This window comes from Micromonospora sp. D75, from assembly GCF_018070405.1.
Lineage (GTDB): Bacteria > Actinomycetota > Actinomycetes > Mycobacteriales > Micromonosporaceae > Micromonospora > Micromonospora chalcea.
In genome coordinates, this window is the sequence record NZ_JAGPXV010001043.1 from 1 (window position 1) to 1,052 (window position 1,052).

Annotated in this window: 2 protein-coding genes; both read right to left on the reverse strand. The window is 75.8% G+C overall.

Features of this window, described 5'->3' with window-relative positions; genetic code table 11:
* Positions 1-744: dipeptide/oligopeptide/nickel ABC transporter ATP-binding protein (locus KBX39_RS31835; RefSeq protein WP_210874125.1), on the reverse strand; the 744-nt coding region annotated here is incomplete at its 3' end.
* Positions 741-1,052, reverse strand: a 312-nt coding sequence (locus KBX39_RS31840) for an ABC transporter ATP-binding protein (RefSeq protein ID WP_210874126.1), incomplete at its 5' end; no start/stop codon positions are given. The genes KBX39_RS31835 and KBX39_RS31840, both read right to left, overlap by 4 nt.

Genomic DNA, 1,052 nt, shown 5'->3' on the forward strand with positions numbered 1-1,052 from the left:
CGGGTGCGCCGGGCGCCGGTAGATCCGCTCCGGTGGGCCGGTCTCCACGATGCGACCCAGGTACATGACCGCGATCCGGTCGCTCATGTGCTCGACGGCCGCCAGGTCGTGCGCGATGAACAGGTAGGTCAGCCCGAGGTCGCGTTGCAGGTGCCGCAGCAGGTTCATGATCTGCGCCTGGACGCTCAGGTCCAGCGAGGCGATCGGCTCGTCCAGAACGATCAGATCCGGCTCGCCGGCCAGCGCCCGCGCCACGCCGACGCGCTGGCGCTGGCCGCCGGACAGCTCGTGCGGGTGCCGGCCGGCGGTGTCGGCGCGCAGGCCGACCAGGTCCAGCAGTTCGGCCACCCGCTCCCGCCGGGCGGTGCGGGACGTGGCGAGCCGGTGCACGACAAGAGGTTCGGCGATGCTGTCGCCGACGGTGCGGCGCGGGTCCAGCGACGCCTGCGGGTCCTGGAACACCATCGCCACGTGGCGGCGCGTCGCGCGCAGGCGGCGCCGGGACCAGCGGGTCACGTCCGCGCCCGCCACCCGGACCCGCCCGGCACTCGGGTCGACCAGCCGCAGCAGCGCCAGCCCGGCGGTGGACTTGCCGCTGCCCGACTCGCCGACCAGCCCGAGCGTCTCGCCCCGGTGCACGGCGAGCGTGACGCCGTCCACGGCGCGGACCGTTCCGGCCGGGGTCGGGAAGTGCACGGCGAGGTCGTCCAGCTCGGCGATCACGTCGGGGGTGTCGTCGCTCATCCGGCCTCTCCACTGTAGAAGGTGCGGACCGTGTGCCCGTCGCCGACCGGGGTCAGCGGCGGCAGCTCGTGCTCGCAGCGCGGGTCCGCGCGGACCGGGCAGCGCGGCCAGAACGCGCAGCCGGGCGGCAGGTCCAGCGGGCTCGGCGGCGCGCCGGGGATGGCGACCAGGTCCTCGCCGCGCCGGGACGGGTCGGGCCGGGCCGCCAGCAGCGCCCGGGTGTACGGGTGGGTGGGCGTGTCGAACACCCCGTCGACCGGGCCCTGCTCGACGATGCGTCCCCCGTACATGACCGCGACGGTGTCGGC